Below are 26358 nucleotides of genomic sequence, written 5' to 3' on the forward strand. Positions count from 1 at the left end.
GTTATCAGTTTGATGTTGATAACCCTTATTAAGATGATTAAGAAAACTAACCCATTTTTATAAAGCTACAGTTTAATTCAACTGTAAAGAGCCTTTCGCATTCATCAGCAGCTCAACCACATCATCACCACTGATGACCGTAAAGCGTTTATCAATGGCAGATTCTTCTACGCCATTGTGTTTCATACACGCGCCGCAGACCAATACTTGACCACCTTTTTCAATAAAAGCTTCTAGCAACTCGCCCGCAGGTTCAAATGGCGCGCCAATATTGACGTTATCTAAAGCGTTGGGTAATGCCAAATGTACCGCGTCTACCATCAATATTACTGAGGCAGAGTGACCTTTTTTAAGCGCGACACCTGCCATGGTAAAGGCTAAGGTGATTTTACTTGGGTTTAAGTCACTATTATCAAAGAGCGTGCCGACATAATCCGTATTATTAACCATGTTATTTTCCTTATTAGACTGTTTTTTAATTAAAAAGTATTCAGTTGAGTAGGGAACTCACTACTATCCTAACATATACTATATGTATTTATATAATGTCTTGTTAGAAAATAGTAGCTATACAGTAGTTATAAGGTTACTTAGTTGTGACGAGCTGCTTGTGATTTATAAGTATCATTACAAAATTGGCTCTAACCTTGTGGTGGCCACGGGCGGTCGGCATCACTGACTATCCATTCTGCCACATAGCCGCTCGGCGGTAGCTGCCAATCCGCTTGATCTAACGCCGCTAAGATACGCGAGGTCTCAATGACTTTGCCGCCTTCAGTGACGCCGGTACGCAGTAGGGCCGATGAGCAAGGCTTGCCCTTTACCCACATCGACTGCTCGATATATATCCAGCGCTCATCGAAACCGACGATATGAGTTTTCATCGTTACTTTATCCAAGGCGCGAATGCGTTTGCGATATTGGATGGTGCTACCAGCAACGACCAAACCCCAACGCTGCTTGAGCAGTTGGCTACCAAGCCCGCTCCGTACCGCAAAGTCGGTACGCCCCAAATCATAAAGGGTCAGCACGCGTCCATTATTCATCTCTAAAAAATTATCAATGTCCGTCAAACGACAGCGAAAAGTAATCTCGCTGGTATCTTTAAACGTTAAGGTATTGCCTTTTTTTACTTGCAGCGCGGCATGGGCGATGGTGCTGGCATAACGGATAAATGGATACATAGCACAGTCTCAAAGGGTTAAAGTTTAAATAATAGAATTGCAGTTTGCCAGATTATCAATCGTTATTATAAGTCTTAGAGGCTACACCAATATGCTTAAAATAAGCACTGACGGTTTCGGGTATCCAATTGATATCGAATTTTGAGGTTTTTGCTTTTTTACCATTGCTGCCCGCTTGCTTGGTTTTAGCATTATCATTAGTTGATCGGGCATTAGTTGATTGGGCGTTTTTTGCCTGACTGTCTGAACGATAACGCAAATAACCGATATGACCACCGTGTTCGGTATCTAAAATAGTGACACTATCCGAGACATCATTTGGCGTGGCAGTAAAACCAATAAAGGGGTCATCTTTGGCGCTAATGAGTAGTAGCGGGCGCGTGACATTCCTTAGATATGGCAAGGCAGAGGATGAGTGATAATAGTCGTTTTTAGAGCGATAGCCATGACGCGGGGCGGTGAAAATATCGTCAAAATCACTGATGCGATTGGCCGCTTTGATAGAGTTAATTTCGTCTTGGCTTAAATCATTAGCCAGTGCTTTTTTGATGATGGGATTGAGCAAATACGGCGTATAAATCCGGTGGCTCAAAAAGCTATGCATGGTAATCGCAGCGGACGACATATCGACCGGCGCAGAAATCACGACTGCACCCTCGCATAGCGCGTTATCGCCATATTCACCCATATATTTTGCCAACGCATTGCCGCCAAGTGACACGCCTACCGCATAAATATGCGCGTAATTTTCGCGCAAGTTCTCTAACATATGATGCACCTCGCCCGTGTCGCCAGCGTTATAAAATACACGACCGTTAGCAGGAATGCCGCCACAACTGCGAAAGTGCGCCACGACAAAATGCCAGCCTTGCGCATGCATCTGATACGCCAAAGCGCGCGCATAATGACTGTCGCTGCTGCCTTCCATACCATGAAATAACACGATTAATGGTGTTTGCTCACGTTTGCCGTTTTCTGAATATTCTAAAACTTGAACAGGATGGCCATCATAAAAGTCATAAGCGATATCAGTTTCACACAATGAATCTTGCTTAATCACACGGCGGTAGCTTGGCGTCTTAGGCGCAAAAAACTTCGGCAAGATGCTTTGCAAATGCGGGTTGCTCAGCCAAAAGGGTGGTTTAAACGGCGCGGGCGAGAAAGGTTTGGTTGGTTTTGAGATTGGCATAGGACAGTCTTATATGAGTTGTTATAAAAAACAGTGACTTATCATACCGACTGCCAAGGTTAAAACCAATGATTTTCAGTGAACGCATGGTTACTCAAAACAATATTATTCAAAACAATGCCACTCAAAATAGTTCGTTAAAAACAGTTAATTCAAAATATGCATTTCTTATGGCTTATCCAAGACACGCCCATCCATGGCAAGACGTTCTTTTAAACTGTCAATATCTGCCTCAGCAAGTTTCACGGTTAATGTCACTTGCTTACTATAAGTCACATCATCGATACTGCCATTTAAACTTTCTACTACATAGCGGCACTGGGCTTCGGTGGCAAATTCTGCCAATATTTGTACTTGTATCATCGGCACATAAGGCAGCAAAACCATCTCATCGACGGCCGCTTGCGCTGAGCCGGCATAAGCACGGGTTAGGCCGCCGGCACCGAGTTTGATACCACCAAAATAACGCACCACGATGATAATGACGTTACCGATAGATTTATGCTGTAAGACATTTAATATCGGTCTTCCTGCGGTGCCATTGGGCTCGCCATCGTCGTCAAAGCCGGCACTGGTGGTATTATTAGGGTCACCGATGATATACGCCCAGCAGTGATGGCGGGCATCGGCATATTGCTGACGTAGTTGTTCCACGTGAAACATCGCCTGCTCACGCGAGGTCACAGGATAAGCATAAGTAATAAAGTCGGATTTTTTAATTTCCAAACGAGTAGTGACGGCATGTTTTAGCGTTTGATAGCTCATATTTCATCAGGCTTAGGTTGGATATGGTAAACTGGTCTGACTTTCACTGTGGTCCGTATTTGGCACAGTGTTCATTAATTTTTTATTATAGTACCATTTCTAACCAGTGAAGATAACGAGCAGGTCACGCTTGAATGCTAATGACGTTGGCTTCTGATTTAGGGTGGGTCACATAAAACGGATGGTAGTAAATAGTATGCGTCTAGATAAATTTCTGAGTAAAGCCACTGAGCTGTCGCGTAAAGAATCAAAAAAGATTCTGCACGCCGGTGAAGTGACGGTAAATGATACTGTGGTCAAAGACCCGGGGTTGCACGTCGATATCGTCAATGATGAAGTGATGTGGGCAGGCGAGCCATTGTCAGTTGCGGCTGGCAATCGTTATATCCTCCTGCATAAGCCTGAAGGCTTTGAATGTACCTTAAAGGTTAAAGAACATCCTATCGTCACTGAGCTGATTGCCGTACCAGAGCTTGGCAGCTTACGTATTGCGGGTCGCCTCGATGTCGATACCACGGGTGCGTTGTTAATCAGTGATGATGGCAAATGGTTGCACCGTGTCACCAGCCCTAAACATGAGCATGCCAAAATTTATGAGCTGACACTAGCTGAAGCGATGGACAGCGACGCTCAAGCCAATGCTGTTAAAGAAGTGTCTGAAGGTATCTTATTAGAAGGCGAGCACGAAGAAACCAAGCCTGCGATTCTTGAGTTCATCGATGAAACCCATGCGCGTTTAACCTTAGAGCAGGGTAAATATCACCAAGTAAAACGTATGATGGGTTACTTTGGCAACAGAGTCACCGAGCTGCATCGCGCCAGTATTGGTCATATCACTTTAGACGGTTTGGATAAAGGCGACAGTCGCTTCCTAACGCCAGAAGAAGTGGCTAAATTCTAAATTTAAGCTTTGTTAAATCATTAAAATGAATTATTAAAATATTTTTCTAAAAAGAGCAGCCACTGAAAAGTGTGCTGCTTTTTGCTGCTTGTCGTTTGCCATGGTTATTTCTGCTAGCTGTCTGTGTTGCCTATCTCTTAAAGCTCAGTAGCAGTTTTGCAAAATTGACAGCTTAAGGCTTTGCAAAATCATCCCATGTGCTACAGTCTGTTTATTATTTTTAATCTATGTTTTTACATAATATGGTTGTCTTTATTAATAAGGTGAATTTGAAAATCCTTATTATTAAATATAGCGGTTCTTCTTTTTAGATTACTACGCAACTATTATTAAAAACCAATAGGACTGTCTCTGTGAAATTACCTGTATTAAAATCTGCCAGCTTAATCAGCGCCATATTGCTGACGACCACCGCTTGTGCGCAGCCAAGCGCCACTGATGCTATCAAGAAAAATACCAGCCAAGCGCCTCAGACCGCCCAAGCGGCTGGCAGCATAACCAAAGCTGTCGATAGTCAATTACGCCAACTGCTGACTAAAGCTGGTATCAAAACGCAAATCAATTCTATCGTAGTATCTAAATTGCCCAATATGTATCAGGTGAATTTGGCAGGACAGCCGCCGCTACATATTACCGAAGATGGCAAATATGTCATTCAAGGCGAGCTGCAAAAGAACCCAAGCAAACGCGTAGTGACCAAAACGCCAGCGCGTAGCAGCAGTGCACAAGTTGGTAAACCGGTTAGTGCCAGCGTCAAATCTGCCATCCTCGCCAATATGGATGCGCTAAAAAACATGAGTGCCAAGACGCCGTTCTTTTATACCGCCGTACCGGGTGTCATTTGGGGCGCAACGCTGGAGGGCGTGCCTTTTTTATTATCAGATGATGCGCAGTATATTACTGATGGTGAGATATCCGTGATTGAAAACGGTCAGTTTATCGGGCTCGATCAAGAGTTTGAAAAGCGTAAAAATCAGTCGGTATTTGCGACCTTAGATGAAAGCCAGCTGATTAATTATCCAGCGACCGGCCCTGAAAAAGCGGTCATTTATGTGGCCAATGATGTCAATTGTCCTTACTGCCGCCGCTTGCATCAACAGCTGCCCATGCTCAATGCCAAAGGTGTGACGGTAAAAACCATCGGTTATCCGATATATGAGCAGTCGCCTAAGCAAATGCGCGCTATCTGGTGTCAGGGCAATGAAGACAGACGTCGCAGCGCTTTTGATAAGGCAATGTTAAAGGGAGAGATGACCGCTGCACCAGCAAGTTGTAACGTCGATTATGTGACTCCTAATCGTGAAAAAGCGGCAGGGCTTGCGGTAATGGCAACGCCTGCTATTTATCGTGAAGATGGTGTGCTGTATCAAGCAAGCTTTGAGAGCCCTGAGTTTTTAGAATTTTTGGGCGTAGAGTAAATTATTAAGAATTCTGATTATTAAAAATTCTATTGCATGATAAATAAATATTAAAAAACTGCCCTATGAGCTATGTTCATAGGGCAGTTTTTCTTATTGCAATTAATAATTGGTTCTAGCCAACCTATTGTGGCAACAGCTATTTCGGCAAGACGATATCAACGATTTGCCAATTTATCAAACCATCTCGCTGCATCTCTATAGTAAGCGGATAACCTTTAACCTGACCGCTGATAGTAAAGCAATTAATACCGCAATAGCTCAGTGTTGGCTTATCGCTATCCGTACCTTGCGCTGCTTGTTGTTCCAGTTCCGCCGCTTGCTTTTGCATGATTTGCTGCATCTGGTTTTTGACGACTGCATTAACGTCGCCGCGATTGATGATTAAGTTTTGAATCAGGTTTTTTAAATCGACTTGATTACTGGCGATTGCCCATGCGGCGGCAAGCTCCTTGGTCGCGGTATTGGCCTGACCTTGGGTATTAATCAGTTTTTCGATATTTTGCGGCGTAATAGCACCATCGACTGCTTGGGTGATAAAACCGTTGGCTGCATCCGTTAATGGCGCGCCGCCAAGTTCCGCAACCAATGGATATTTGGTCATGGTTAGCGCAAACTGGCTGGTCAGCTGATTTTGGATACTTGGACGTACCTGTTCATAATCAATCGCCGCCGCGATAGTCGCGCCATCTTTAGCATCATAGGCATTTTTCAGCTGATAGGCGCTATAGTAAGGCGAGCCGCCATAGACAGCGACTGCAATGACAATCAATAAAACAATCAGCTTTTTCATAAAAATTGCTACCTTAGCGCAAACGGAATGGCGGTAAATCTCAAAAATAGGATTTAAAACCCCATCAATATGGCGCTAAATATTAGCATGGCCGGCCTTTATAAAGGTATAAAAACCTTTGCTCAATTCTTAATAAAACCTTTTTTAGCAGGCTTAAAACCTCATAAGTGAGAATTTCAGCATCCAAGCGCTTGATAAATCGTGTTGGCATCTCCATAAATAGCGCAAACTTTTAATAAATTGATTTGGCTAAGCAGCATCCCGCCGTATTCGCTTGCAAGATTCATAAATCATCCTCTTTGCCGCCACGTATTTTGCTATGTTTCATGTGAAACCTTTTAGTGCGAGTGTAGGTAGAATGATAAGTAGGGTGATTGACTCGGGTTGATGAATCGACCGACCGGTGGACTGTGAAGACGATAGGAGAGCCCATGAGTAAGCGCGATTTTTATGAAGTATTAGGTGTCAGTAAGACTGCTGATAGCAAGGAAATTAAGCGAGCCTACCGCAAGCTGGCCATGAAATACCATCCAGACCGTAACTCTGAAGATCCTGATGCTGAAGATAAGTTCAAAGAAGCATCAATGGCTTATGAAGTACTGAGCAACGAAGAAAAACGCTCAGCTTATGACCGTATGGGTCATGCCGCGTTTGAAAACGGCATGGGCGGTGGTGGTTTCGGCGGCGGTGGTGGCAATTTCCAAGATATTTTTGGCGATATCTTTGGCAACTTTGGCGATATCTTTGGTCAGTCGCGTGGCGGCGGTGGACGTTCACGTCGCGGCTCAGACCTGCGTTATGTCATTGAGCTGACGCTAGAAGAAGCGGTACGTGGCTGCAAAAAAGAAATCAGCTTTACGGCTCCTGCGCCTTGCGATACCTGTGATGGTAAGGGCGCCAAAGATGCCTCTGATATCGTCACTTGTCAGACCTGTCATGGTCAAGGTCAAGTACGTATGCAGCAAGGCTTCTTTGCCGTACAGCAAGCGTGCCCACATTGTGGCGGCTCTGGTAAACAGATTAAAAATCCTTGCTCTGACTGTCATGGTAATGGCGTTAAGGACAAATCACGTACGCTTGAAGTGTCTATTCCAGCGGGCGTCGATGATGGTGACCGCGTCCGCCTAGCAGGTGAAGGCGAGGCAGGTGGCGCTGGTGTACAGAACGGCGATTTATACGTCGAAGTACGCGTGAAACCGCATGATGTCTTTACCCGTCAAGGCGCCGACCTTTATATGGACGTGCCAGTGAGCATCACCGATGCGGCACTCGGTAAAGAAGTTGAAATCCCAACCCTAGATGGCAAGGTCAAAATCAAGGTTGCCGAAGGGACGCAAAGTGGTAAATTGTTGCGTGTACGCGGTAAAGGGGTGACGCCAGTACGTACGACGATGAAAGGTGATTTGATTTGCCGCGTGGTCATTGAAACCCCAGTGAATTTGACGCGCGAGCAAAAAGACCTGTTGCGTCAATTCCAAGATACACTTGATGGCGACAGCAAGCATCAGCAGTCACCACATAAAAAATCATTCTTTAAAAAGATTGGCGATTTATTTGATTGATAGCTAAGCTCGACTGTTTACGTAATTTAAGGCCTATTGTTTCACGTGAAACAATAGGCCTTTTTGTTGATGCTATAAAAAACCATTTATACATTATATTTGCTAAACTTAACCTCATAAATTTAAAAACCAATCTATCAAAAATAAAATATCTAGGGTAGTTATATGAGTCAGCAAGAAAATAAACAAAGTATTAACGTCGGCGTTATTGGTGCTGGTGGTCGTATGGGACGTATGCTTATCGAGGCGGTACAGGAAAACCCGCAAACAACACTAAACGCGGCGATTGAACGTCAAGGTTCAAGTCTCGTTGGCGCCGATGCTGGCGAAGTTGCAGCAATTGGTCGTCTAGATGTGCAGATTGTCGATGATTTAAAAGCCGTTATTAATGACATTGATGTGCTGATTGATTTTAGCTTGCCTGATGCGACCGAACAAAATATGCAAATCTGCGCGGCGAATAAGGTTGCGATGGTGATTGGCACCACAGGCTTTAATGAGCAGCAAGAGCAGGTGCTGGCAGAAGCAAGTAAGCAAATCGCTATCGTCTATGCCGGTAATTATTCAACAGGCGTCAATCTGTCCTTAAAATTGCTCGGTATGGCAGCGAAAGCCTTTGGCAATGATGCTGATGTAGAAGTCATCGAAGCCCATCATAAGCATAAAATCGATGCGCCATCGGGTACCGCTTACATGATGGCAGAAGCGGTCGCAGAGGCGCGTGGGCAAAACCTAAAGGACGTTGCCGTTTATGGCCGTGAAGGGCAGACCGGCGAGCGTAAAGCCGGTAGCATTGGTATTCATGCGATACGTGGTGGTGAAATCATCGGTGATCATACCGTGATGTTTATCGCTGATGGTGAAGTCGTTGAAATTACCCACCGTGCGCGTGCACGTATGACCTTTGCCGCTGGTGCGGTACGTGCGGCAACTTGGGTTATTAAGCAGGAAGTTGGTCAATATAATATGCAAGATGTTTTAGGATTAAATGACTAGTTTCTAAATGAAGGTTTTAAACCAGAAAGATTTGAATTACTAAGTTTTTTTGCTTGTTGCCTAATGGCTGCTTGACATGGCTTTTAATAGCGTTTAACTATTGCTAGAGGTCAGTTATGAATAAGTTTAGTGAAAATCTAATAGCGTGTTTTGGTCGCACAGTGGCTATACTTAACACTATTAAAAATATCAAAACGGCCAAAACCATCAGTTATGCGCGCCCGATAGCATTTACCCTAAGTTTGACCGTAGTGCCAATAGTCGTGCAAGCAGCTGTTTATCAAACCTATGTCATTCATACCTATGGCGGTGAGGCGTTATTACCAGCCGTTCGTCAGCAGTTAAATGCCAGTCGCGACGGCGGCACGGTATCGACTTATCAAGATAAATTAGTATTGCATATCACTACTGCTAATTATCAAGCCGTAAAACAATTACTTAGCCAAATTGATGGTCAACCACAAGCGTTGACCGTTGCAGTACGTGTGGGTAATAGTAGTCAGTCCCAAGGTAATATCCAGCAAGGTCAGGTCATTATTAGCAATCGCGGTATTCAGGGCACAGGTGTAATTAACCAACGTAGCAGTCAGCAACAAGGCAATAATTTATATCAAGTACAAACGTTGTCTGGCAGTGCTGCAAGTATCAGTACAGGCACGCTGTATTCGCTGAATCAAACCTATATTGCTAATAGTTATTCAAATTATCCAGCCTATCCGATTTATCATGGCCCGTCGGGGCAAATTATTATTCAGCAGCAAGTATTATTACCAACGACCCAAGGGATTGCCGTTACGCCAAGGCTATTGCCAAATGGGCAAGTAGAAGTAACATTAGCCCAAGTAGAAGAGCAGCTCGTGCGCGCTAATCCTTCTTATAATCGCTATGGTTATAATAATAGCGTGCAAGGGCAAAGATTACATAGCACCATCATCGTGCCACGCGGGCAATGGGTTAATATTGGACAAATTTCACAAAACAATCAAGGCCAAAGCCAAAGCTCGGGTTATGGCAGTAACCGCGCGATAAATAGCAGCAATAGTGTGCCTATCTCGCTATTGGTACAGTAGCTGGTTCTTACTAATGCCACCTCGCTGGACATATTAAAATAGACATAAAAAAGCGCGGCACTGTTTATCACAGTACCGCGCTTTTTTATTGACATTGATTGTTTAAAAACTAATCAATATAAATCACTTCTAACGGCGGGAAACCATTGAACTCAACCGACGAATACGAGTTGGTATATGCACCCGTAGTCAACCAAAAGATCTTATCGCCAATCTCAAGCTCTTCTGGCAACTGATAGCCGGCTTCTTCATACATGATATCGGTTGAGTCGCAAGTTGGACCGGCTAATACAACCGTGCCTTCGCTGGTTGACGTTTCCATTTTAGGCGTATAAACAGGATATTTGATGGCTTCACCCAAAGTCTCGATTAAGCCTTGGAATAAGCCTACATCGGTATAGACCCAGCGTGTCAAATCCGTATCCGATTTACGTGAGATAAGTACCACATCACTGACCAATACACCCGAACCACCAACCAATGAGCGACCGGGTTCTAAAATAATATCAGGCATTTCATCTTCATTATAATCATCGGTCAGATAACGGGTAATCTCTTCCGCATAAACTTTTACCGGATTGACTTCGCTGATATAGTTCGCTGGAAAGCCGCCGCCCAAATTAATCATTTGCAGCTTAATGCCTTCTTCGTTCTTCATCCAGTCAAACATATATTTGACCTTGGCAAGCGCATCATCCCAAGCAGCAACGTCTTTTTGCTGGCTACCGACGTGGAACGAGATGCCATACGGCACCAAGCCTAAATCGCGCGCTTGAATCAATAGGTCAATTGCCATATTTGGATGGCAACCAAATTTGCGTGACAGCGGCCATTCAGCGGTTTCAGACCCTTGTACTAAGATGCGCACAAATATTCTTGAACCAGGCGCGTGCTTAGCGATATTTTTTAAATCCGCTTCTGAGTCGGTCGCATATAAATCAATACCTTTCTCAAAAGCATACTTCACATGCTGCGCTTTTTTAATGGTATTGCCATAAGAGATACGTGATGGCTCAACGCCGCAATCGAGCACACGGTCAAGCTCGTAGATTGACGCACAGTCAAAGTTTGAACCAAGCTCAGCAAGCAAGTTAATGACTTCAACCGCAGGGCTTGCCTTCATTGCATAATGAATTTTCGCCTTCGGGAAAAAACCGACCATTTCCGCATATTTGGTTTTAATACGGCTAAGGTCGACGACCAAAAACGGGGTTTCGCGACCTTCGGCAGCTTTGGTGAATTTCTGCCAGCCGGCAGGGTCAAAATATTGGTCAATTTTGATCATGGTCATGGTTGGAAACCTTTAATGAAGACACTAGATGTCAGAGGATAAAAACGTCAGAGAGTAAAAGCCAATATCAACGTCATAAGCTTATTATCGTAAGTCTTGTTATTAATGACGCTTAACGACCATCGTACTTTATTAACGATATTTCTTAATGATAATAAAATAACAGCAAACACGGCTTAAAAAATGAATAAATTAAGAGCTAATCGTTTGCGGCTGTTTATCCGCGATTTGTTCACCCTGTTTTTCACGTATTTTAAGCACTTTACGGACTTTATCACGCGCACGAGTTTGCTTAAGACGCGATAAATAATCGACGAAGATGACCCCATTTAAGTGGTCCATTTCATGTTGAATGCAAACGGCAAGTAAGCCTTCGACTTCTTCATCAATCTTATTGCCATTCTCATCTAAGGCTTCGATACGCACCTTATTAGGACGCTCAACCTTATCATAGACTTCAGGTACCGACAAACAACCCTCTTCGTACGGCTGCTTTTCTTCTACCAATGGCGTGACTTTAGGATTAATAAATACCCTTGGGCTGTCTTTATCTTCAGATAAATCCATCACGATAAGCTGAATATGGCGATCGACTTGGCTTGCTGCCAAACCAATACCTTGGGCATCATACATCGTCTCAATCATATCGGCGATTAAGGTTTTGATTTCAGCCGTGACTTCCTTGACAGGCTTGGCAATCGTGCGCAAGCGCGGGTCGGGATAACTTAAAATAGGGAGTAACGCCATAGGGCTCACCTCAATGATAAAGATAAAATAGGTCTGATATTATAAGATAAATGGGGACAAAAGTAATGCTTATCAATACACGACGCTTTATATCTTTGGTTGATAACATAAGCAAAACTTATGATTAATCGTTAAGACAGAATGTAAAAATAAAACCCGCGCCATAAAAAAGGTCCTGCATCGAGCAAGACCTTTTATTTATTATTTCTTTATGATGGAGCTTGTTAAATGCTCAATTAAATTGATAGCTAAGTCAGCTGACATCTAAATTAAAATCCATTTAAATTGAAATACATCAAAACTAAAATAATATTATACGTTGCGCTTACTCATAATCATCTCATAGATAAACAGTAAGATAATCGCGCCGATTACTGAGAAGATAAGACCGATAAAGCCGCCATCAGCATTGATACCGATTAAGCCTGCAACGAAACCACCTAGCATCGCACCAACGATACCCAAAACGATGGTCATAATCCAACCCATAGGGTCGCTACCTGGCTTGATAGCACGTGCCAATAAACCTGCGACCAGACCTACAATAATCATCCAAATAAAGCTCATTTTATTCTCCTAATATGTTGCCATTTATGTTGTCATTTATAATGTGTTACTTATTTATATTGCTTTCTTTTAATGAATTCATTGTAGTCATTCCTGAAACCAAAAAGTAAGGACAAAATGTTATCTGTGTACGGGCTATGTGAGGAAAAAGCCATATTTGCTATTAAGCAGATGAGATAGGTAAACAGTAGGTTACAAAGGTAGTAAAGTCGCTAACAGACTTAATAGTTAGTAGTGCTAATGTACAGCGTTCTAAGAGGGAGGTTTTATTTAATGGAACGCAGTAACATAGGCAAGTTAGGGGGACAAGTTAGGGAAAATTAAGCGATAGAAGTGATAGACGCGAGGTAGGATTTTTATTGGAGATAATCAGATATAAAAAAAGCGCCGCTCGTTTAACGAACCGCGCTTTTAAGCATTGTTAATATGTTTAGTTTTTCGACAAAGTCTTATTGGGTGCGTAAAGCTGTTAATAGACGCTGATGGATACCCTCAAAACCACCATTGGACATAATCACAATAGCATCACCCGCTTTGGCATGGGTGCTGATATGCTCGATAATAGTATCGACGCTAGAAAGTACCTGTTGGTTACCCATATTTGGATTTACTATATTGGCATTTTCGATGACTTCTCTTAAGCCCCATTCAAGTCCCGTAGGCTCATACCATAACGTATGGTCGGCGAGGGCAGCGGACTCAGCCAAGCTGTCTTGATGGATGCCCATTTTCATGGTGTTGCTGCGCGGCTCAATAATCGCCCAAATGCGTCTGTCTGCCAGTTTCTTTTTTGCACCATCTAAGGTGGTGGTAATGGCGGTCGGATGATGGGCAAAATCATCAAATACTAATATGTCATTTACATCGCCAATCAGCTCCATACGGCGTTTGATACCGGCAAAGGCTGACAATGCAGCGCAGGCGGTTTTGACGTCAACACCAACATTATAAGCGGCGGCGACCGCAACCAAGGCATTATTGACGTTATGAATGCCGCTCATTGACCAATTGACGACTCCTGTTGCTTCTTTATCAGCCGTGAAACTAATATTGAATTGACCGCCATCGGCGCTGATAAGCTCAGCTTGCCAGTCGCTGTTATTTTTTAACGCCTGCTCTTCTGTATTGGTATTATGTGCCGCTGAATCCAGCACAGCTGTCCGCCAAATCGGTGTCCAAACGCCTTTTGCCAAGGTGTCTTCTAAACTGATAGTCGCCGCTGGCATGATAATTTTGCCCGTGCTTGGAATCATGCGCACCATATGGTGAAACTGGGTTTGGATGGCGTTTAGGTCGGCGAAGATATCAGCATGATCAAATTCAAGGTTATTCAAAATCGCCGTACGCGGACGATAATGGACGAACTTTGAGCGCTTATCAAAAAACGCTGAATCGTATTCATCGGCTTCGATAACAAAGTAACCCGTTTTTTCTGCGTCATCATTGTTTTTTTCAGCACCCAAGTAGCTGCTATGGGCAAAGACTTGCTGTAAGTGCGCATCAGTGGTATCGACCAATGGCACGCCGCCAATCAAGAACCCTGCATCAATACCTGCATAATGTAGTATCCATGCCAGCATGGTCGTCGTTGTGGTCTTACCATGCGTACCTGCCACCGCGATGACGTGGCGCGATTGCAGCACTTGCTCAGATAAAAATTGTGGGCCTGAGGTGTAGCGCAGGCCGCTATCTAGCATATACTCAATGACATCCATGCCACGTTTCATCGCATTACCAACCACCACCAAATCAGGCGCTGGCTGCAAATGTTCGACCAAATAGCCTTCGGCAATCGTGACGCCTGCATTTTCAAGTTGGGTGGACATCGGCGGATAGACATTGGCATCAGAGCCCGTGACCGTATGCCCGAGCGCACGCGCCAATAATGCCAGCGAGCCCATAAAAGTACCACAAATACCAAGAATATGAATATGCATAGACGTTCCGTACGAGCTTGAAAAAGGGAATTGAGCTTGAATATCAGGCAACACATATTAGTGCAGCAGACAGTTCGGTAGACAGCTCAATAGACAAAGGCTTATTGTAAAGTAAACACCAGAAGATGACCAATAAAAAACGCCTAGCAAGTAGGCGTTATGTGCTTATCCATTGACGCGTTTATTTGCGCGCCAAGCTATAGTCATCATCAGGGTTTTTATCTGCGTCCAACTTAATCAAAAGGTTGTCTTTGATATGGTAGGTTTCGATATTTTTTCTCTCATAAACAATCGTAATCATATCGTCATCTTGGCGATAGACGCCAGATTCTAGCAAAGGCGCGCGCGCAGGTTCTGCGTGATTAAAGATACTGGTTTTTAGTACGGAGCCATCAGAAAACAGATTTAGGGTAATGTCGATATTAGCGCAAGATTCGCATGGCACGATGCCGCCATAATCACCCATTAAGGTTGCCTGTAGCGTGCTTTCGTTATTTGATGCAGAAATCATCGGCGTACGACGAGCATTATCATTTATATTGGCCGCCGCAATAAGCGAGTTGCCTTCTTCGCTATTTGCCTTATCTGCTACCTTGTTCGCACTACTCTTTTGAGACTCATCGTTTGGCACCTCAGCTTGCTGCGTAGCGTTAATCGGCGCACCTTGCGTCGTTTTATTATTGGTAGATGAGGACGCACTGTTACAGCTTATCAGCAGCAAACAGACGGGTAACGCCAATAATGGGCGCATACAGCGTCTGATAGCCGTAATAGCAGAGAAGGAAGTAGACCAAAAAGTTATCATAGTATTACCAAAAACAGTTTTTTAAATAGTATGGTCAGACGCTATCAGTATGATAAATGAGCTAAAGCTTTGAGAGAAATCAAAGAAGATAAGAACAACAAGCTTAACGGCAATAGCTAAAGTGTGCGACCTTGACTTCGTTAATTTATGTGAGAAGAGTAAGCGAGTAGATAAATAGTAGCGCATTTAGGCGCCACAAAAACCGTACGATAAATACTTTCTATATACGATTAAAGCGTTATAAAGCCGTCTCTTATTCCAATAGGGTAAATAAACCCTGCAAAGATATCAAAGTGTAAAAGTGACTAAGGAGGCTCTTTAGGTAAACTCTATAATCATAAGGGCGAATAAATGCCTTTATCAGCTGTAAAATAAGATATAAAAAAGCGCAAAAATAAAAACCGTCAGCGTGATTAAGCATGACGGTTTTAGTTGGTTATTCATTAAAGCAAATAGCTAAAGCAAAATGGCTCATGAGTACTCTAGCGCACAGGACGCGCAGGACGAACAATGCGCCACAATATCAGCACATGCGTTAATATCAGAATACTAAATAAAATCAAAGATTGCTCTGGAATACTTAGCCCCATAAACGTCCAGTCGATAGAAGCACATTCACCAGAACCAGCAAACACTTCTTTTAATACTTGCTGCATAGGGAGGGTATCGAGCCAGTAATCTAAACCTGGGCCACATGACGGCACTTGGTCAGCCGGTAGATGCTGTAGCCAGACATGACGCCCTGCTACTGTCGCGGCCCAGCCAATACCTGCCAAGCTACCCAGCCATAGTAGCAAGCGTGTCACCATTGATTTTGGATTAAATACCGCCGCGATGAGCGCAAAGCCGCCCATCACCATCAGCCCAATACGCTGAAAGATACACAGCGGACAAGGCGAAAACCCCATATAACGCTGTAGAAAAAACAACGCAAAACTCATACCTATTACGGTCATTATCACTAAAAACACTTGCAGATTATGGTAAGTGGTCAGCTGTCGCATGGGGCGCATACTCTTATAAAGTGCTTATTGATGAAGGGTGAAATTATAAAAATTTAGCGATATTGCTGTAAGAAATCCATAAAATCTTCGGTTTCAGCGGCTTCAAGCTCAGCTTGCTGCAAGATAGATTTTTCGGCAAGTACTTCATATTTGGCTTGCGTGTTTGGACTCAAAGTCTGCTGTAATAACGACTCACGATGCTGCTGCGCTAAAGTAAAGCCAAGCTGCCATAAACTGCCCAAACGCTTACTATCAGAATTAACCTGCGCTGAGATGGTTGACTCAGAGTGTCCTGCTTTACCTTGCATCAATGCAACCGCCGCCCGATAGTCATTACCACCATAATGTGCATCAAGCAGTGCTGCCAATGGTTGCATCCGGCTTAAATGGGTGAGCATCCAGCTTTCTAGGGTTTGCTCAGCGCCGTTATTGATAATCTGTAAGTTTTCACGGCGACCTTCATTGACCACGCGCTCAAGATTAACAGCCAAGGCTTCTTCCTCTGCAGGCAGCAGCTCTGGCGAATCACTCAGCAAGCAATATAGCGCCATCACTTCTAAAAAGCAGGCGCTAGATAAGCGAATACCAATATCGCTATAAGGGTCAAGGTCAATGGCGCGAAACTCAACGTAAGCAATGCCGCGACGCTCAAGCGCTTCGGTTGGGCTCTCGCCACTTTCAGCGATTTGTTTTGGGCGGATAGGGCTATAGTATTCATTTTCTATTTGTAGAATATGATCATTGATTTGAATCGGGTTGCCATCGGCATCATTTAAACCCAGTTTCTCAAAGCTGGCATGCGGGGTTTGAATCGCGCGGCGTAGCCCCTTGATATACTCGGGTAAATTGTTATAGCGGATATCGAGATATTCTTGCACGCTGTTGGTATAACCAAGCTTGCCCATGCGCAGGCTGGTTGCAGTCGGCTTATAATAGGTCGAATCATTGAGCAGCTCAAGGTCATGCTCAACCCCTGACACAAAGCAAGGGCAAACACTGGGACTGGCGCCCAATAAATACAGCACCAAACTGGTCAGACGTTTAAAGTTACGAATCAATCCCAGATACTTATCGTTTCTAAATTCTGTCAGGGTCAGGTCTTGTGCGTTTGGCGTTTGCGCTTGCCACGCGGCAAATAAATCATCGCCAAACGATAGGTTATAATGTAAACCAGCAATCGTCTGCATACGGCGACCATAACGAATACCAAGTCCACTACGATATAGCGTTTTCAGCTTACCGGTATTAGAGCTGCCATAATCGGCCAGTGGGATATCTTCATCATTGGATGACAGCATACACGGCATCGATAGTGGCCACATCAGCTCACCTTCAGGCATACCTTGATAGACCAATAAATGCAATTGGCGCAGCATATTTAAGGTTTCTTTTGGCGAGGTCTTGGGGTCAGTGATAAGCTCAAGCAGGCTTTCTGAATAATCCGTGGTGATAAACGGATGGGTAAGTTTGGAGCCAAGCTTAGTAGGATGCGGCGTTTGTGCCAAATAACCATCAGGTTTAACACGCAGCCCTTCTTTTTCGATACCGCGGAGCATACCCGCTAGGTGCTGACTGTCAAACCAGTTTGGAATTTCAAAATCGACAAAGCTGCTCGCAAAATTACTCATAATAGTCATCTGTTGTTATTAGTTATGTTCGGTCGAAACACAGGCGGTCCGACCGCAAAAAGGGGTTAGAGAATCAGGTCAGTTTAGCCCAAAGCGACCCTAAAAACCACGTGCAATTACAAATACAGTAAGCTTTGCCGGTGTTCAATTCGAGCAGTTTTGATGCAAAAACTGGCGATAAAATAGCCGCAAAAACTTAAGATAAAGAGGGTCGGTTGTACTTCTTGGGCTTTACTTTCTTATAGCTTGTATGGTGCGTCATGACCGCTTTATCAATATCAAACTATCTAATATTATCTATTACTCATAAAGCGGTAGACTAAAAAGCACCTAACGATAAGATAGGTGCCTTAATAAAATGAAGAAAAATCATTGATTTAAAAAACAGTGATTTAGATAGAAAACGATGAACCACAACCACAAGAAGTGGTGGCATTGGGGTTGGCGACCACAAAGCGCGCACCTTCTAAGCCTTCGGTATAGTCAACCGTAGAGCCTTGTAGATACTGATAGCTCAGCGAATCGACCACTAAAGTCACATCACCATTATCAAAGTTGGCATCGTCTTCGCCTAAGTCACTGTCAAATCTAAATCCGTAAGAGAAGCCAGAACAGCCGCCGCCGGTCACATAGACGCGTAGCATAAGCTCGCTGTCACCTTCTTCTTCACGCAGACGACGTACTTTTTGTGCAGCACTGTCAGTTAAGCTCAAGGCAGTCGGGTCGACGGGCTGGCTGGCGCTTGGGTTAAATTGGTTGGTTGATTCGTTCATATCTACCTCAGTTGCTAAAATCAAATGATATTGTTTTTTATTGATGCGAGGTCGTCTATTTATACTGGATAGGGCGACTGATCCGTAGCGGCTGATACGCATAGGCTACGGTAACATTAATGAGATTGGGTCACTATTTGACTTTCATATAGACACTCATAGTTTGGGGTATGCATATTTGGCTTAAGACTTTAGACGCTCATATCGAGCTGTCATAGTGGCATACGCTGAAGCCCATACTATCATGGCTATTACCACTTAAGTTCATGATGTCAATAGTGTTTTACTAGTATAGCATAATTGGGCTAATGATTGATTTGTCAAGGGTAACAACAGCGTTCACGACTAAAAAAGTGATTGAAACTGCAAACTTTTAAATAGTCTACCTGTCATTATCATAACAAGCGGTTTTTAGCAGTATAAAGGTTTGAATTTAAAATACTTATTTAATTGTTTGCCTATGCGCCAAGCGTTTGAAATAATAGCCGCCAGTAAACATGCCAGACGTGTGTTTTTTATTGCCTTATGTTTTACATTATTGTTGAGATGAAGAAATTATATGATCGAATTTAAAGACGTTGGTGTTCGCCGTGATGGTCGTGAGTTGTTTGCAGGGGCAAGCTTCCAGCTACATCCGGGCCATAAAGTTGGCTTAACGGGCAATAACGGCACAGGCAAATCAACCTTGTTTGCCTTATTATTGACGCGTATGGGCACCGGTGATACCGAAGTGACGCTTGATAAAGGCGAAATCAGTATTCCTGATAGCTGGCATGTGGCGCATATGGCGCAGGAAGTGGGCGCCAGTACCCAAACGGCGATTGATTATGTCTTAAGTGGCGATGAGCAGTGGTATGAGATTAATGCGGCGTTAAATGATTTGAGCAGCGTCAGTGACGACCAAATTGGCGTATTGCATCAGCAGTTTGATGAGATTGATGGCTATCGTACTCCGACCAAAGCGGCACAAATCATGGCGGGTCTTGGTTTTAATACCAGCCAGCATGAGCTACCCGTAGAAGGCTTTTCGGGTGGTTGGCGTATGCGTTTAAACCTCGCCAAAACCTTGATGAGCCGCGCAGATTTAATGCTGCTTGATGAGCCAACCAACCATTTGGATTTGGATGCCATTCTTTGGCTTGAAACGTGGATTAATGCTTTTAGCGGTTTGGTTATCGTCATCTCGCATGACCAAGCGTTTTTGGACGCCACCGTCGGGCATATCTTGCACGTCGAACAACAAAAAATCACCCTTTATACCGGTAACTATCAGCAGTTTATTCGTACCCGTCATGAGCGCATGGCGCAGCAGCAGCAAGCGTTTGAAAAGCAGCAAGCGACCAAAGCGCATTTGGATGACTTTATTCGTCGTTTCCGTGCCAAGGCCAGTAAAGCCAAACAGGCACAGAGCCGTATTAAGCAGCTTGAGCGTATGGCAGAGCTGTCACCGATGATGGCGGACAACCCGTTCTCATTCCGCTTTTATGAGCCAGCAAATATGAGCTCACCATTGATTGAGCTGAGCAATGCCGATATTGGTTATACCGATACCGCGCTACTGCATAATGCCAATATCCAAGTGACGCCGGATACGCGCATCGGTTTGCTTGGGATGAATGGCGCTGGTAAATCGACCTTGATTAAAGCCTTGGTTGGCGAGCTTGGTATTTTATCAGGCAGCTATCGCGTTTCTGATACCCTAAAGCTTGGCTACTTTAACCAGCATCAAATGGATGCTTTGGATGCAGCAGCAACGCCGATGCAAATGCTACGCCGCCTAGCGGGCAAGACTTCTGATGCAGAGTTGCGCTCGTTCCTCGGCAGTTTTGACTTTCGCGGTGAGCGCATCGACACGCCAAGTGAGCTATTTTCTGGTGGCGAGCGTGCACGTTTAACTTTGGCATTAATCGTCTGGCAGCGTCCAAACGTGCTGGTACTCGATGAGCCAACCAACCATTTAGACTTACAAATGCGTCAAGCTTTGACCATCGCTTTGCAAGGTTTTGAAGGAGCAGTGGTACTGGTATCGCATGACCGCGAGCTGATTGCCAACGTCTGTGACGAGCTGTTTTTGGTCCATGACGGTATAATCGAAGAGTTCGACGGTGATATCAGCGACTATGGTAAGTGGCTTGCTGAAAAGCGTAAGCAAGAAAATACGCCCGATAAAAGCAATAGTAAGAAAAAGAGCAAAAAGGACAATAAGAAGTTTGTTTCACGTGAAACAAATACCAGTTTAGCTAGTAATCAAATTAGTAGTAAAGCTGCTACTGCCCCAGCAAAAGCTGCTCAGCCTGCGCTTAGCAAAGAAGAACAACGCAAATTGGCCGCTGAGCAACGCAAACTTACCGCACCTGTTCGCCGTGAGATTGAAGACACAGAAAAAGCCTTGGCTAAGATTACTGATAAATTGGCCAGTTTAGAGGCCAAGCTTGCTGATACTGAGCTATATGAAGAAAGCCGTAAGGCTGATTTGCTGGTGTTGCTCAATGAACAGACGGCACTACAACAGCAGCATAGCGATAATGAAGAGAAGTTGTTGCTCGCGATGACGACGCTAGAAGAAATGGAAGCGGCTGTTAAATAGGCGGCAGTCAGTTGGCAAATATTAATTATTTTGAAGTAGTAGATTCACTTTAAAAGGACACACTGCTGGTATGAATTTTCCGTAGCCTCTGGAGTGCAAAGCACACAGCAAGCGAGGAAAGTTTATACCAGCAGAATACTATTTCTGCCGTAACTTTTTATTTTAAACTGACTATATAAGCTATTGAAGAATTATTCAGCGATACAAACCAGTGTTTTAAAATCATCGAGCATAAAAAAGGGAGAGCGTGAGCTCTCCCTTTTTTATTACATTATTCCATACGGTATTTACCATCACCATAAGATAGTATCTTCATAGTGGTGGTACAAAGTTCACAGTTTATTTTACCAGCAGCGGCTTTCGATAAATCCAAAATGCGACCTCTAATAAAAGGTCCTCTATCGGTAATTTTTACGATCACGCTCTGCTTTGTCTTTTTATTGGTCACTTGCACCTTCGTACCAAACGGCAGCGTCTTATGCGCGGCGGTGAGGGAGTTCATATTGAAGATACTGCCACTTGCGGTACGTTTGCCGTGAAACTTACTACCATAGTAACTGGTGTTGCCGGCAAAAACAGTGGTACTGAGCAGCAGCGATAAAGTGATGACTAAAGACTTGATTAAATAAGACATTTAATACCTTTTTTCTATTGATGAGATAGACAGATACTCTTGCCTATGTTATCCATGCCCCTATCAGCTTGAATAATATGGGTATTTTACAATAAGGAGCTTACTTTGTTCTTACGGCTCTGTAAAAAACGCCCCAGTTCAAATCCTTCATAATAGAGACGTAAAAGACGTTTTTATAATCATCAGTGAGTCTTGCTACCAATCCTGTAGACCTTGGTATATATGAGCAGTTCTGTGAAACTTGTTTAGTAGGCTAAGTGAATAGATAAACACTGCCAGTGCTGATAAAGTGGTTTTTACATCAAAAAAGTTAGTCATAGTGCTTCAGTAAATGTAAAAACTAATTCTGCCTATGTAGTTAGGATTATTGGAAAGATGCACTATATAAGGGCTAAAGGCTTATATTTAATAATTTTAATATTTAAAAAAGTAAAATGAGATAAAATTGAAAATAATGTAATAAAATCTTGCTATATTCTTACTATTTCTGAAGAAACCGCAGTATTTGGCGTTTTGTTGGAGTAATAGGTTTGTAAATAGTTAACCATTTAGAAGATTGTTATAGCTCTTATGTTTAGGCAGGCGCGCGCAAAGTTTAGCAAGCACATACTTAGCTATGCTATGGTAAATGTGACGGTTTATGAATCAAGAACAATATGCAGATAGACATACAGATAAACATACAAATAAAGCCATCAAGTTTGGTTTGCGCTAAGCGTGACAAACAAAGTGCTGAGTTATCTCATGTTGCCGCTAAACGAGAAGACTGTCTGTGCTTCTATTGTTTGTACTAAAATGACATTACGGCAACAGCTGTCAAAGAATAATGATGCCAGAATCAGAGTAACGCACGCTGATATAGTGACGCACGCTACTACAGTGACGCACGCTAATAACGATGCTTTAAGCAATGCAGATAATATAAATGCTAGTATCGTTTGGCATCATTACTGTTCAAACTTTGATGATGACAGCCGTATGCTAAAAATGAAATATTTATTCATTGCCCCCATATTATGTATTAAGTAAATGATCAGTAATTAAATACTATAAGAAGGAAAAATAACATGGCAGAGAAAAATTACTATGACATTTTAGGGGTCAAAAAAGACGCCACAGATGCTGAGATTAAAAAGAAATATCGTAAGCTTGTGCGGCAATACCACCCTGATGTCAGCGACGATCCAGACGCTGATAATAAAATCGCGGAAATTAACAACGCTTACGAAACCATTAGAGATAAAGATAAGCGGGCGGAATACGATGCCATGCTCAACAATCCCTTTGCCGGTCAGGGCGGTGCAGGTGGCTTCGGTGGGCAATCAGCGAGCGGTGGTCAGGGTGGTTTCCGCTGGGAAGATATCAAAGATCAGTTTGGCGAAGGTCAAGCTTATGGCGATGGCGGTTTTCGCTTCGATGATATTTTCTCTGCTTTTGGTGGCGGCGGCGCGCGCGGACAATCGCAGCAAGGTGGTTTTAGGTCGCAAAGTAGCCAAGGTCAAGACCAACATGCAGAGATTACCGTTGATTTGTCCTCGGTGTACAGTGGCGATGACTACAGTATTAAATTAAACGTTCCCGTTCGCCAGCCAAATGGCAGCGTCGATTACGAAAATAAAACCCTGAAGATTAAAATTCCAAAAGGCATTACTGATGGCAAGCAAATTCGTTTAGCAGGGCAAGGTGCGGCCGGTATTGGTGGCGGTAAAAACGGTGATTTGTTTTTAAAGGTGAAAATCCGTCATGCGGATAATATCCGTATCGAAGGCGCTGATGTCTATCAGACGGTCAATGTAGCGCCATGGGAAGCGGCACTGGGCGAAAAAATTAACGTCAGTACCCCAGCAGGAACGCTTGGCGTGACGATTCCTAAAAACAGTAAATCGGGGAGCAATTTACGTTTAAGGGGTAAAGGTATTCCTGCTAAGCAAGCGGGCGATTTATATTTAACCTTAAACATCGTTAACCCTGATATCAGCAGTGAGTCCGCTACCAAAGCCTACGAGCAGCTTAAAGAAGCCTTTGCTGAGACCAATATCAGCCGTTAAAAAATACGTTTAAAAATGCCAAAAGCTACGCAAGTAGCAGCAATATAACAAAGAAAACAGCAGAGATGAAGACCATACGATAACGATAAAATAAAGAGCAAACGAGGATAATCGCCATGAAACACTCGCCTGAATTTACCGACATTATCTTGAGCTTAGATGAGCTTGTATCTGCCTGTGGTCAAGAGCGCCAATGGGTCGTCGAATTGATTGAAGAAAATATCATCGAATATGATGTGCCAGAGCGTCAGCAATTTACCGGTTATCAGTTGACCACCGTGCGCCGTGCCTCACGCCTTAGCCGCGACTTTGAAGCGAGCGTACCGGCAATTGGACTGATACTTGAGCTATTAGATGAGGTGGAACAATTGCGTCAATTTAAACGCCAGCTAGACATGCAGACACCAGTGATTGAAGTAGATGTCGATCATTTAAAATAATAGGTAATTGATTATTTAACATATAAAAAAAGGGTCTCTATTATGAGACCCTTTATTATTTGCAAGTATCGTTTTAAAAACTAGCGCGCATATTTTGGATCAGCAGCGGCAGTGAATAAAACGTCGGTTGATGAGTTCAAGGCAGTTTCTGCAGAGTCCTGTACCACACCGATGATAAAGCCAAGTGCCACCACTTGCATAGCAATATCGTTTGGAATACTAAATAGGCTTGCTGCTAATGGAATCAAGAGTAATGAGCCACCAGCAACACCTGAGGCGCCGCAAGCACTAATCGTCGCGACCAAACTTAATAATAGCGCTGATGCAAACGACACTTCGATGCCAAGCGTATGCGCTGCAGCAAGGGTTAAGACGTTAATCGTGATAGCAGCGCCTGCCATGTTAATGGTTGCACCGAGTGGAATGGTAACCGAATAAGTGTCTTCGTGTAGACCCAATTTGCGCGCAAGGTTCATATTGACGGGAATATTGGCCGCTGAACTACGGGTAAAGAATGCCGTAATCCCTGACTCACGTAAGCAGGCAAATACCAACGGATAAGGATTTTTACCGGTTTTAACCAATACAATCAGCGGGTTGACGATTAAAGCGATAAATAGCATACAACCGACCAATACCATCAAGATATGAGCATAGCCCGCCAACGCAGCAAAGCCTGTCTCAGCAACGGTATTGGCAACCAAGCCTAAAATACCAAAAGGCGCTAGGGCGATGACCCATTTGACCACTTGTGAGATGGCGTCAGAAAAATCGCTGACCACGGTACGCGCGGTATCGCTTGCTTGACGTAGGGCAAAACCAATGATAATTGCCCATGCTAAGATACCAATATAATTGGCTTCAGCGATGGCCTGAACGGGGTTGGCGACCAAATTCATCAGCAAGTTGGTCAATACTTCCTGAAGGTTGGCAGGTGGTACTTGCTCAATGGTGGCATTGACCAATATCAGCTCTGTCGGGAATAAAAAACTTGCCGCAACCGCCGTTAATGCAGCCAAAAAAGTGCCGAACATATACATAATAAGCACGGGTTTGACATACACTTCATTGCCGCTACGGTGTTGGCTAATGGCTGCCATGACCAAGATAAATACCAGTATCGGCGCGACCGCTTTTAGCGCCCCGACAAATAGCGTCCCTAGTAATCCTAACGCCATACCAATATTTGGTGCCAGCCAGCCAATCAAAACCCCCAATATTAAACCAATAATAATGAGCGGCACCAGCCCTATACGCTGATACATCGCAATCAATGAACGCATCTATACACCCTCGACTTTGTCAATAAATATAAAATTTATAATAGAACGGAAAAGTAATCGAAGGATGGTAGCATTTTTTGCGATAAGCGCCTACCTCTCACCCACGTAGACATGGGGTTATAGGGTAGCAAAAAAGCGTGGCACGGTAGGTAAATAAAGGGCGCTAGCAAGGTGAGAAAATAAAGATAAAAATCAATAAATTAAACTTTAAAGTGCGTGAGCTCATAGCCTAATTGTTTATAACTCTTATACTTATGACGACCTTCTTGCACGCTATTGGCATCAGGTTTTATCAGCTCAAGTACCCGAGTAGGCTGGGCATTATTGGTTGCTGCCATAAAGTCATTAACAGGATGGATGGTGGTATTCAGGACAATACCTTTAAAATCGGCTGGCATATAGCTGGCCAATAAAACGGGTGCTAACGGTTGACTGTTGATAGGGTTAATAGCCGTATTTTTGCTATAGCTAGTATCAGTATCAGCACCGTCACCAATATTAGAATCTAAAAGCCGCTGATGCGGTATAAAGCTTGTGGCATCATGTGCCCATAGCGCTTCATCAAGCGTCGATAGCAATGCATCTTGTTTGTCGATAAGAATCAGTAACGACTGGCTGCTTTTATTAAGCGCCGTTTGGGTCAACTGACAAATAAAGCCCAAGAAATCTTGGGCTTTACTCTCACTTAACACATAAAAACTAACTTTCATAAACTGGTCTTCATCAATGAATTATT

The 26358-nt window shown here is 43.6% G+C and carries 24 protein-coding genes; 8 read left to right on the forward strand and 16 right to left on the reverse strand.

Annotated features, from left to right (window positions below):
* Positions 1–72: 72 nt before the first annotated feature.
* The 4 genes from PG901_RS04790 to PG901_RS04805 form a co-directional block, all read right to left on the reverse strand.
* Complete coding sequence (locus PG901_RS04790; RefSeq protein ID WP_271133701.1) at positions 73–450, reverse strand: DsrE family protein; 378 nt, start codon at positions 448–450, stop codon at positions 73–75.
* Between the two features lie 191 nt (positions 451–641).
* Positions 642–1184, reverse strand: a complete 543-nt coding sequence (locus PG901_RS04795) for an acyl-CoA thioesterase (protein WP_271133702.1) — start codon at positions 1182–1184, stop codon at positions 642–644.
* A gap of 55 nt (positions 1185–1239) precedes the next feature.
* Complete coding sequence (locus PG901_RS04800; protein WP_271133703.1) at positions 1240–2373, reverse strand: YheT family hydrolase; 1134 nt, start codon at positions 2371–2373, stop codon at positions 1240–1242.
* Positions 2374–2541: 168 nt separating this feature from the next.
* Positions 2542–3138 (reverse strand): YigZ family protein, encoded by a 597-nt coding sequence (locus tag PG901_RS04805; RefSeq protein ID WP_271133704.1) that lies wholly within the window; start codon positions 3136–3138, stop codon positions 2542–2544.
* Between the two features lie 196 nt (positions 3139–3334).
* On the opposite strand from PG901_RS04805, the gene PG901_RS04810 reads away from it, so the two are divergent.
* Positions 3335–4039: a pseudouridine synthase gene (locus PG901_RS04810; RefSeq protein ID WP_271133705.1), complete on the forward strand. Its 705-nt coding sequence runs from the start codon at positions 3335–3337 to the stop codon at positions 4037–4039.
* Positions 4040–4392: 353 nt separating this feature from the next.
* Positions 4393–5457, forward strand: a complete 1065-nt coding sequence (locus PG901_RS04815) for a disulfide isomerase DsbC N-terminal domain-containing protein (RefSeq protein WP_271133706.1) — start codon at positions 4393–4395, stop codon at positions 5455–5457.
* Positions 5458–5596: 139 nt separating this feature from the next.
* Here PG901_RS04815 and PG901_RS04820 read toward each other — a convergent pair whose 3' ends face one another.
* Complete coding sequence (locus PG901_RS04820) at positions 5597–6250, reverse strand: DUF2939 domain-containing protein (protein WP_271133707.1); 654 nt, start codon at positions 6248–6250, stop codon at positions 5597–5599.
* 431 nt (positions 6251–6681) lie between these two features.
* Here PG901_RS04820 and dnaJ point away from each other — a divergent pair, with 431 nt between their 5' ends.
* The 3 genes from dnaJ to PG901_RS04835 all read left to right on the forward strand — a co-directional run bounded on the left by dnaJ (position 6682) and on the right by PG901_RS04835 (position 9878).
* Complete coding sequence (gene dnaJ, locus PG901_RS04825; RefSeq protein WP_271133708.1) at positions 6682–7812, forward strand: molecular chaperone DnaJ; 1131 nt, start codon at positions 6682–6684, stop codon at positions 7810–7812.
* 165 nt (positions 7813–7977) lie between these two features.
* On the forward strand, positions 7978–8808 hold the full coding sequence (gene dapB / locus PG901_RS04830) for a 4-hydroxy-tetrahydrodipicolinate reductase (protein WP_271133709.1): 831 nt from the start codon (positions 7978–7980) through the stop codon (positions 8806–8808).
* Between the two features lie 116 nt (positions 8809–8924).
* Positions 8925–9878 (forward strand): hypothetical protein, encoded by a 954-nt coding sequence (locus PG901_RS04835; protein ID WP_271133710.1) that lies wholly within the window; start codon positions 8925–8927, stop codon positions 9876–9878.
* Between the two features lie 109 nt (positions 9879–9987).
* Here PG901_RS04835 and PG901_RS04840 read toward each other — a convergent pair whose 3' ends face one another.
* The 8 genes from PG901_RS04840 to erpA all read right to left on the reverse strand — a co-directional run bounded on the left by PG901_RS04840 (position 9988) and on the right by erpA (position 18630).
* Positions 9988–11163 (reverse strand): type III PLP-dependent enzyme, encoded by a 1176-nt coding sequence (locus tag PG901_RS04840; protein WP_201620081.1) that lies wholly within the window; start codon positions 11161–11163, stop codon positions 9988–9990.
* 198 nt (positions 11164–11361) lie between these two features.
* Positions 11362–11916, reverse strand: a complete 555-nt coding sequence (gene def / locus PG901_RS04845; RefSeq protein ID WP_271133711.1) for a peptide deformylase — start codon at positions 11914–11916, stop codon at positions 11362–11364.
* 312 nt (positions 11917–12228) lie between these two features.
* Positions 12229–12483, reverse strand: a complete 255-nt coding sequence (locus tag PG901_RS04850; RefSeq protein WP_201564232.1) for a GlsB/YeaQ/YmgE family stress response membrane protein — start codon at positions 12481–12483, stop codon at positions 12229–12231.
* Positions 12484–12932: 449 nt separating this feature from the next.
* Complete coding sequence (gene mpl / locus PG901_RS04855) at positions 12933–14420, reverse strand: UDP-N-acetylmuramate:L-alanyl-gamma-D-glutamyl-meso-diaminopimelate ligase (RefSeq protein ID WP_271133712.1); 1488 nt, start codon at positions 14418–14420, stop codon at positions 12933–12935.
* 181 nt (positions 14421–14601) lie between these two features.
* Positions 14602–15225 carry a copper resistance protein NlpE N-terminal domain-containing protein gene (locus PG901_RS04860; RefSeq protein WP_271133713.1) on the reverse strand — a complete coding sequence of 208 codons (624 nt, stop codon included), beginning with the start codon at positions 15223–15225 and terminating at the stop codon, positions 14602–14604.
* A gap of 482 nt (positions 15226–15707) precedes the next feature.
* On the reverse strand, positions 15708–16229 hold the full coding sequence (locus PG901_RS04865) for a disulfide bond formation protein B (protein ID WP_271133714.1): 522 nt from the start codon (positions 16227–16229) through the stop codon (positions 15708–15710).
* A 53-nt stretch (positions 16230–16282) separates the two neighbouring features.
* A complete protein-coding gene (gene gshA / locus PG901_RS04870; RefSeq protein ID WP_271133715.1) occupies positions 16283–17857 on the reverse strand; it encodes a glutamate--cysteine ligase in 1575 nt (524 codons plus the stop codon).
* 392 nt (positions 17858–18249) lie between these two features.
* Entirely contained in the window at positions 18250–18630 is a 381-nt protein-coding gene (erpA, locus tag PG901_RS04875) for an iron-sulfur cluster insertion protein ErpA (RefSeq protein ID WP_201564242.1), read from the reverse strand.
* Between the two features lie 559 nt (positions 18631–19189).
* Between erpA and PG901_RS04880 the strand changes: the two genes are divergently transcribed.
* Positions 19190–21217, forward strand: coding sequence for an ATP-binding cassette domain-containing protein (locus PG901_RS04880; protein ID WP_271133716.1), 2028 nt, complete (start codon positions 19190–19192; stop codon positions 21215–21217).
* A gap of 271 nt (positions 21218–21488) precedes the next feature.
* Here the strand turns inward: PG901_RS04880 and PG901_RS04885 are convergent, their stop codons facing one another.
* Positions 21489–21851 carry a septal ring lytic transglycosylase RlpA family protein gene (locus PG901_RS04885; protein ID WP_201564246.1) on the reverse strand — a complete coding sequence of 121 codons (363 nt, stop codon included), beginning with the start codon at positions 21849–21851 and terminating at the stop codon, positions 21489–21491.
* A gap of 1067 nt (positions 21852–22918) precedes the next feature.
* Between PG901_RS04885 and PG901_RS04890 the strand changes: the two genes are divergently transcribed.
* Complete coding sequence (locus PG901_RS04890; protein ID WP_271133717.1) at positions 22919–23899, forward strand: DnaJ C-terminal domain-containing protein; 981 nt, start codon at positions 22919–22921, stop codon at positions 23897–23899.
* Positions 23900–24015: 116 nt separating this feature from the next.
* Positions 24016–24339: a chaperone modulator CbpM gene (locus PG901_RS04895; RefSeq protein ID WP_271133718.1), complete on the forward strand. Its 324-nt coding sequence runs from the start codon at positions 24016–24018 to the stop codon at positions 24337–24339.
* A gap of 80 nt (positions 24340–24419) precedes the next feature.
* Here the strand turns inward: PG901_RS04895 and sstT are convergent, their stop codons facing one another.
* Together sstT and PG901_RS04905 are read right to left on the reverse strand one after the other, a co-directional pair.
* The gene (sstT, locus tag PG901_RS04900) at positions 24420–25622 is read right to left on the reverse strand and encodes a serine/threonine transporter SstT (protein ID WP_271133719.1); all 1203 of its coding nucleotides are present in this window, start codon (positions 25620–25622) and stop codon (positions 24420–24422) included.
* Positions 25623–25822: 200 nt separating this feature from the next.
* Positions 25823–26332 (reverse strand): DNA polymerase III subunit chi, encoded by a 510-nt coding sequence (locus tag PG901_RS04905; protein ID WP_271133720.1) that lies wholly within the window; start codon positions 26330–26332, stop codon positions 25823–25825.
* Positions 26333–26358: the final 26 nt, after the last annotated feature.

This window comes from Psychrobacter sp. ANT_H3 (assembly GCF_027919975.1).
GTDB lineage: Bacteria > Pseudomonadota > Gammaproteobacteria > Pseudomonadales > Moraxellaceae > Psychrobacter > Psychrobacter maritimus.

What these genes read in the sequence shown, in the direction of transcription:
- PG901_RS04795 (WP_271133702.1), bottom strand. Translation starts at nt 1,184, where the DNA reads ATGTATCCATTTATCCGTTATGCCAGCACCATCGCCCATGCCGCGCTG.
- PG901_RS04860 (WP_271133713.1), bottom strand. Translation starts at nt 15,225, where the DNA reads ATGATAACTTTTTGGTCTACTTCCTTCTCTGCTATTACGGCTATCAGA.
- sstT (WP_271133719.1), bottom strand. Translation starts at nt 25,622, where the DNA reads ATGCGTTCATTGATTGCGATGTATCAGCGTATAGGGCTGGTGCCGCTC.
- PG901_RS04805 (WP_271133704.1), bottom strand. Translation starts at nt 3,138, where the DNA reads ATGAGCTATCAAACGCTAAAACATGCCGTCACTACTCGTTTGGAAATT.
- PG901_RS04895 (WP_271133718.1), top strand. Translation starts at nt 24,016, where the DNA reads ATGAAACACTCGCCTGAATTTACCGACATTATCTTGAGCTTAGATGAG.
- PG901_RS04790 (WP_271133701.1), bottom strand. Translation starts at nt 450, where the DNA reads ATGGTTAATAATACGGATTATGTCGGCACGCTCTTTGATAATAGTGAC.
- PG901_RS04820 (WP_271133707.1), bottom strand. Translation starts at nt 6,250, where the DNA reads ATGAAAAAGCTGATTGTTTTATTGATTGTCATTGCAGTCGCTGTCTAT.
- PG901_RS04800 (WP_271133703.1), bottom strand. Translation starts at nt 2,373, where the DNA reads ATGCCAATCTCAAAACCAACCAAACCTTTCTCGCCCGCGCCGTTTAAA.
- PG901_RS04810 (WP_271133705.1), top strand. Translation starts at nt 3,335, where the DNA reads ATGCGTCTAGATAAATTTCTGAGTAAAGCCACTGAGCTGTCGCGTAAA.
- PG901_RS04880 (WP_271133716.1), top strand. Translation starts at nt 19,190, where the DNA reads ATGATCGAATTTAAAGACGTTGGTGTTCGCCGTGATGGTCGTGAGTTG.
- PG901_RS04890 (WP_271133717.1), top strand. Translation starts at nt 22,919, where the DNA reads ATGGCAGAGAAAAATTACTATGACATTTTAGGGGTCAAAAAAGACGCC.
- PG901_RS04885 (WP_201564246.1), bottom strand. Translation starts at nt 21,851, where the DNA reads ATGTCTTATTTAATCAAGTCTTTAGTCATCACTTTATCGCTGCTGCTC.
- gshA (WP_271133715.1), bottom strand. Translation starts at nt 17,857, where the DNA reads ATGAGTAATTTTGCGAGCAGCTTTGTCGATTTTGAAATTCCAAACTGG.
- PG901_RS04835 (WP_271133710.1), top strand. Translation starts at nt 8,925, where the DNA reads ATGAATAAGTTTAGTGAAAATCTAATAGCGTGTTTTGGTCGCACAGTG.
- PG901_RS04840 (WP_201620081.1), bottom strand. Translation starts at nt 11,163, where the DNA reads ATGATCAAAATTGACCAATATTTTGACCCTGCCGGCTGGCAGAAATTC.
- def (WP_271133711.1), bottom strand. Translation starts at nt 11,916, where the DNA reads ATGGCGTTACTCCCTATTTTAAGTTATCCCGACCCGCGCTTGCGCACG.
- dapB (WP_271133709.1), top strand. Translation starts at nt 7,978, where the DNA reads ATGAGTCAGCAAGAAAATAAACAAAGTATTAACGTCGGCGTTATTGGT.
- dnaJ (WP_271133708.1), top strand. Translation starts at nt 6,682, where the DNA reads ATGAGTAAGCGCGATTTTTATGAAGTATTAGGTGTCAGTAAGACTGCT.
- PG901_RS04865 (WP_271133714.1), bottom strand. Translation starts at nt 16,229, where the DNA reads ATGCGACAGCTGACCACTTACCATAATCTGCAAGTGTTTTTAGTGATA.
- erpA (WP_201564242.1), bottom strand. Translation starts at nt 18,630, where the DNA reads ATGAACGAATCAACCAACCAATTTAACCCAAGCGCCAGCCAGCCCGTC.
- mpl (WP_271133712.1), bottom strand. Translation starts at nt 14,420, where the DNA reads ATGCATATTCATATTCTTGGTATTTGTGGTACTTTTATGGGCTCGCTG.
- PG901_RS04905 (WP_271133720.1), bottom strand. Translation starts at nt 26,332, where the DNA reads ATGAAAGTTAGTTTTTATGTGTTAAGTGAGAGTAAAGCCCAAGATTTC.
- PG901_RS04850 (WP_201564232.1), bottom strand. Translation starts at nt 12,483, where the DNA reads ATGAGCTTTATTTGGATGATTATTGTAGGTCTGGTCGCAGGTTTATTG.